The 4,969-nt window shown below is 69.5% G+C and carries 6 protein-coding genes; all 6 read right to left on the bottom strand.

Features of this window, described 5'->3' with window-relative positions; all coding sequences use genetic code 11:
• Positions 1-55 precede the first annotated feature (55 nt).
• A complete protein-coding gene (locus DMC18_RS16570) occupies positions 56-1,525 on the bottom strand; it encodes an adenosine deaminase (RefSeq protein ID WP_233245238.1) in 1,470 nt (489 codons plus the stop codon).
• A 144-nt stretch (positions 1,526-1,669) separates the two neighbouring features.
• Positions 1,670-2,476, bottom strand: a complete 807-nt coding sequence (locus DMC18_RS16575; protein ID WP_110119755.1) for a DUF1521 domain-containing protein — start codon at positions 2,474-2,476, stop codon at positions 1,670-1,672.
• A 249-nt stretch (positions 2,477-2,725) separates the two neighbouring features.
• On the bottom strand, positions 2,726-3,526 hold the full coding sequence (sctT, locus tag DMC18_RS16580) for a type III secretion system export apparatus subunit SctT (RefSeq protein WP_110119754.1): 801 nt from the start codon (positions 3,524-3,526) through the stop codon (positions 2,726-2,728).
• On the bottom strand, positions 3,523-3,795 hold the full coding sequence (gene sctS / locus DMC18_RS16585) for a type III secretion system export apparatus subunit SctS (RefSeq protein ID WP_110119753.1): 273 nt from the start codon (positions 3,793-3,795) through the stop codon (positions 3,523-3,525). The genes sctT and sctS overlap by 4 nt, the downstream gene beginning before the upstream one ends.
• Before the next feature lie 13 nt (positions 3,796-3,808).
• On the bottom strand, positions 3,809-4,471 hold the full coding sequence (sctR, locus tag DMC18_RS16590; RefSeq protein ID WP_110119752.1) for a type III secretion system export apparatus subunit SctR: 663 nt from the start codon (positions 4,469-4,471) through the stop codon (positions 3,809-3,811).
• Between the two features lie 6 nt (positions 4,472-4,477).
• A partial coding sequence (locus DMC18_RS16595) for a FliM/FliN family flagellar motor switch protein (RefSeq protein WP_199232584.1) occupies positions 4,478-4,969 on the bottom strand: 492 nt, incomplete at its 5' end.

A 4,969-nucleotide genomic window follows, 5' to 3' on the forward strand; every position in this document is an offset into this window, starting at 1 on the left:
ACCCCTCACCCGACCTCGCTCCGCGAGGCCACCCTCTCCCGCAAGGGGAGAGGGATCAGTGGGTCGCTTCGAACGCCTCGAGGTCCCGCTCCAGCTTCCATTGCAGCTGCGCCTTCGGGTTCGCGCCCAGGAACGCCTCGCAGGCCTTGCCCGGCTTGGCGCATTCGGCCGCGCCGCGCAGGCTTTTGCCCGGCACGAAGGCGTATTCCAGGCTGTCGCGGGCGATGGCCTTGAGGTCGCGATAGGTCAGGCCCTGCTCGGTCGCGGCGCGCAGATACTCGTTGGTCAGGTCGATGCGCGAGACGCCCTCGTCGTCGGTCGACAGCACCACCGGCACGCCGGCCTTGCGGTAGAGGTGCAGCGGGTGGTCGGCGCCCTTCACGCCGAGGATGACGTCGTTGCTGGTCAGGTTGATCTCGACGGCGACCTTGTCGCGGGCCATGCGCTTGAGCAGGTCTCGCGCCTCGGCCTCGTGGGCGATGTCGACGCCGTGGCCGATGCGCGCGGCGCCCGCCACCTCGACCGCCTCGCGGATGTGGAACGACAGGTCGCGCGGCGGGACCAGGCCCAGGGTCAGCTCGCCGGCGTGCAGCGACAGCTTCACCTTCGGATAGCGGGCGTGCAGGTAGCCCAGCATCCGCATGTGCAGGCGGTAGTCGGCCAGGGAGGTCGGGTTGTCTTCCGGCGCGACGATGTTGACCCCGACGAAGCGCGGATCGGCGTCGGCCAGGGCGAAGGCGGCCGTCAGCTGGGCGAACACCACCTGCGGCGGCAGGATCCGCACGGCGAAGGCCTGGTAGCCCAGCGCCACGGCGCAGGCGCCCTGGCGCGGCTTCTGGGTCTGGCAGCCCAGGCGGCGATCGGACTCGGCCTCGGCGGCGTCCATCTCGGCGCGGACCTTGGCGACGAGGTCGGGGATCCCAGGCTCCAGGGCGGCGAAGGCCTTGTCGAAGTCGCCGTCCCAGGCCGAACCGCGGACCTTGTTCACCAGGTCGTAGATGGCGCCCGGGTTCACCGAGGTCTCGACATAGCCGACATGGTCGCCGGCGGCGTATTCGCGGACCACCGCCAGCATGGCCGGCAGGTTGTTCTCGGTCACCGCCCCGAAGCGGCCGAAGGTCGAGAAGAACTGGTCGTGGCCGGAGGCCTGGGCGCCGTCGGCGCCGGGATTGTAGTTCAGCATCGACAGCGAGTTGAGCGCCCGGGCGTAGAGGGCCGGATCGGCCTTGGCCAGGCCCCGGGCCGGCTTGCGGCCGGGCGCGTCGCACGGTCCGCTGGCCAGGGCCGGCTGGACGTCGGTGGTGACGCACAGGCCGTCGGCGTCGGCCCAGGCCAGGAAATCCTCGGCGTAGGGGGTTCCCGACAGGTGGTTGTGCAGGTCGCCGCCCTTGGGCATGGCCTGGAGGAACAGCCGCAAGGCGGCGCGGTTCTTCAGCGCCGCGTCGAAGGCGGCCGATGCGCGCGCTTCGGGCGTGGGGACCGGCGGCGCCGCCAGGGCGGGCGCTACGGCGGACGAGAGCGTCAACAGCCCGGCCGCCACAGCAAGTCCGCTCACCAACCGATTTTTCGCGCGCATCGTCCGCCCCCAGATCCTTCCCGCCTACCGAGGATGATTTGCCGCGTTTGGCAAATCAAGGCGGACGGAAAGGACCGGGTCGGGTCGTCGCGATCAGAGGTTCAGCAGCGGGAACCGGTCGGCGGCCCGGGCGGAGACCGAGGCGTCGGCCGACAGGCCAAGACCCGCGCCGGCGCCCAGCAGCCAGCCGGTCAGCAGCAGGCCAAGGCCCGCATGGAAGGTCTGCAGGGTCTCGCGCAGGCCTTCGGCGCCGGGCTTGGTGAGGTCGAAGTCGGCCTGGCCGACCGCGCCGCCGTCGATGCTGCTGGTCCAGCCCGTGGCCGAGGCGTCGTCCTCGTGGATCACCAGGCCGTCGTCATGGGCGGCGTCCAGGGCGTAGCCGTTGCCGCCCAGGGTGACGGAGAAGTCGCCCTTGGTCTGCTCGCTGACCCCGTCGATGACGATCGCCTGGTCGCCGCGGGTGACCACCACCTGCTCGGCGTAGGTCATGTTGTTCCAGCTGGAGGTCTCGGTGTTGATGGTGATCTTCGTGCCGTTCTCGAGCTGGAAGGTGGTCGTGCCCCAGAAGTCGCCGATGTGCTCGCCGTTGTAGCTGACATGGGGGTCGCCCCAGACGCGGGTGGCGTTGCCGTCGGCGTCGCGCACGACGATCTCGGAGCTCGCCTCGTTGATCGACAGGGTGTAGCCGTCGCCGATATCGATCTCGGCCTTGCCCTCGCCGGGCATGGTGGCGGTGAACGGCTGCTGGGCGGGCGCGGGCTGGAACAGGCCGGCGACGATGGCGCCCAGGGTGAACTGCATGGCGCCGAAGCTGCCCAGCGACTTGCCGAGCTCGGCCCCGATCCCGGTCAGGATCGCGCTGTTGATCGCCGTGCTCAGCGACCCGTTGATGGTGGTCATCGCTCCTACCCTCTCTCATCGCCGCCGTGCGGCCTGCGACGAAAGGTGGCGCCGAGCGGGGCCGTCGAGATAGCTGGGGCGTACCCCATCAGGGAAAACCCTAGCGCCCAGACCCTCCCCCTGAAGGGGGAGGTGTCGGCGAAGCCGACGGAGGGGGATGTGATTGCCGAGCCAGCAACCGCCCAAAGTCGGAAGGGACTTCCCCCTCCGGCCCTTCGGGCCACCTCCCCCTTCAGGGGGAGGGTCTTGCTACCCCTTCCCATCCAGCGCCCGCAGCACCTGCAGGATCGTCGAGGGCCGCGCGCCGATCTCGTTGAGGAGCAGTTGAACGAGGCCCGTCAGCATGGCCAGGACCACCGCCGTGGCGATCCACGACTTGATGGCCAGGCCCAGGGAGAAGACGTTGAGCTGCGGGGCGTAGCGGTTGATCAGGCCAAGGCCGCCGTCGATCAGGTAGAGCACGATCAGGGCCGGGGTCGACAGCATCACCGCCATCACCATCAGGCGCGAGAACTCGCCCTCGAACAGGGAAAGGCTGCGCAAGGACAGCACCGGGGTCAGGCTGCCGATCGGCCAGATGGCGTAGCTGTCGAGGATCACCCCGACCATCAGCAGCAGGCCGCCCGAGAACATGAAGACGAAGTTGGCCAGGCGGCCGAGGAACTCGCCGGTCAGCGAGGTCTGGTGGCCGCTCAGGGGATCGACGACCTGGGCCATGGTCGCCCCGACCTTGGCGTCGATGATCTGGCCGGCCGCCTCCAGGGCCCACAGCATGGTCCCGAAGAAGAAGCCGATGACCAGGCCGATCACCGCCTCCTTGCCGAAGATCAGGATCCACTGGACCGTCGGCAGCTCCATCTGGGCGACCTGCGGCTGCAGGGTGATGACGATGATCCCGAAGGCCAGGAAGATCGAGTTGCGCACCAGGGCCGGCACGGTCTCGGGCGACAAGAGCGGCAGCAGCATGAAGGCCGCCGCCACCCGGGTCGCGCCGACCGCGAGCACCATGGTGTTGGAGAAGATCGCGCCCAGCCAGTCGGGCGTGTTCATCGGCGGACCATGGCCGGGAACTCGGTGAACACCCGGTCGCCGAAGCGGTAGAGCGTGCCGCCCAGCAGGCTGGCGGTGACGAAGATGGTCAGCACGATGGCGAAGAACTTGGCCGCGTACTGCAGGGTCTGCTCCTGCAGCTGGGTGGCCGACTGGATCACGGCGACCAGGAGGCCGACCAGCGAGGCGGCGACGATCGGCGGGGCCGACAGGATCAGCACCAGCCACAGGGCCTGGTTGACGAGCTCGATGGCCTGGGCGTTCAGCATGGCGCGGCCCTCCTTAGGTGTAGGACAGCACGAGGCCGTGGGCGAGCTTCACCCAGCCGTCGATCAGCACGAACAGCAAAAGCTTGAACGGCAGCGACACCGTGGTCGGCGACAGCATCATCATGCCCATGGCCAGCAGGATGTTGGATACGACGAGGTCGATGATCAGGAACGGCAGGAAGATCAGGAAGCCGATCTGGAAGGCGGCGGCCAGCTCCGAGACGGTGAAGGCCGGGACGACGACGATGAAGTCGCGCTGGGTCAGGGCGCGGGCCGTTTCCGGGCCGTTGATGCGCTGGGCGGTCTTCAGGAAGAAGGCCCGCTCGCGGGGCGTCGAATGCTTGATCAGGAACTCGCGCAGCGGCTCCTTGGCCTTGTCGGCGTAGGTGAACAGGGCCTGGGTGTCGCTGCTGACGGCGGCGATCGGTTTGACGCCCTGGTTGGCGGCGGCCATCTGCTGGCCGACCGGATACATGACGTAGAGCGTCAGAATCAAAGCCAGGCCGTTGAGCACGATGTTGGGCGGCACCTGCTGCAGGCCCAGCGCATTGCGCAGCAGGCTGAGCGTGACGACGATCTTGGTGAACGAGGTGACCATCACCGCCACGAAGGGCGCGAGCGCCAGCAGGATGACGGTGATGAGGGCCGAGCCGGGCGAGAACTGCGAGAGGTCCATCTGCGCTCAGCCCTCACCGCCTATGGTTTCGACCAGCACGCCCCAGGCCTCGCCGACCGGCACGAGGCGGCCGCGGGCGATCGGGCGGCCGCCGGCCAGCAGCACCGCGGGGGCGTCCTCGCGCGGGCCGGCCAAGACGACGGTCGCGCCGGGCCGAAGACCCGAAAGCTCCGACAGCGGCAGGCTGGCCTCGCCCAGCAGCACCTTCAGCGGCACGGGCAGGTCGGCGGGCGCGACCGGCGCGGCGTCGGTGGGAACGTCCTGTGTGGGGACGACGGCGATGTCGAGCGGCGGCGGAGCCATGGCGCTCTCCTCGATGGCGTTGAGCGTGAAGCGATGGTGGGAAAGGTCGAACCGACCGACGAGGCGGCGGTCGAACAGGGTCAGGCTGGCCAGGCCCGGGCGGGTGGCCGACAGCGGGGTCAGCACGATGTCGCCGGGGCGCAGCGAGGCGGCGGTGGCCGCCGGCAGCTCCGTACCGTCCAGCACCAGCGGGCC

Source organism: Caulobacter sp. D5, from assembly GCF_003185805.1.
GTDB lineage: Bacteria > Pseudomonadota > Alphaproteobacteria > Caulobacterales > Caulobacteraceae > Caulobacter.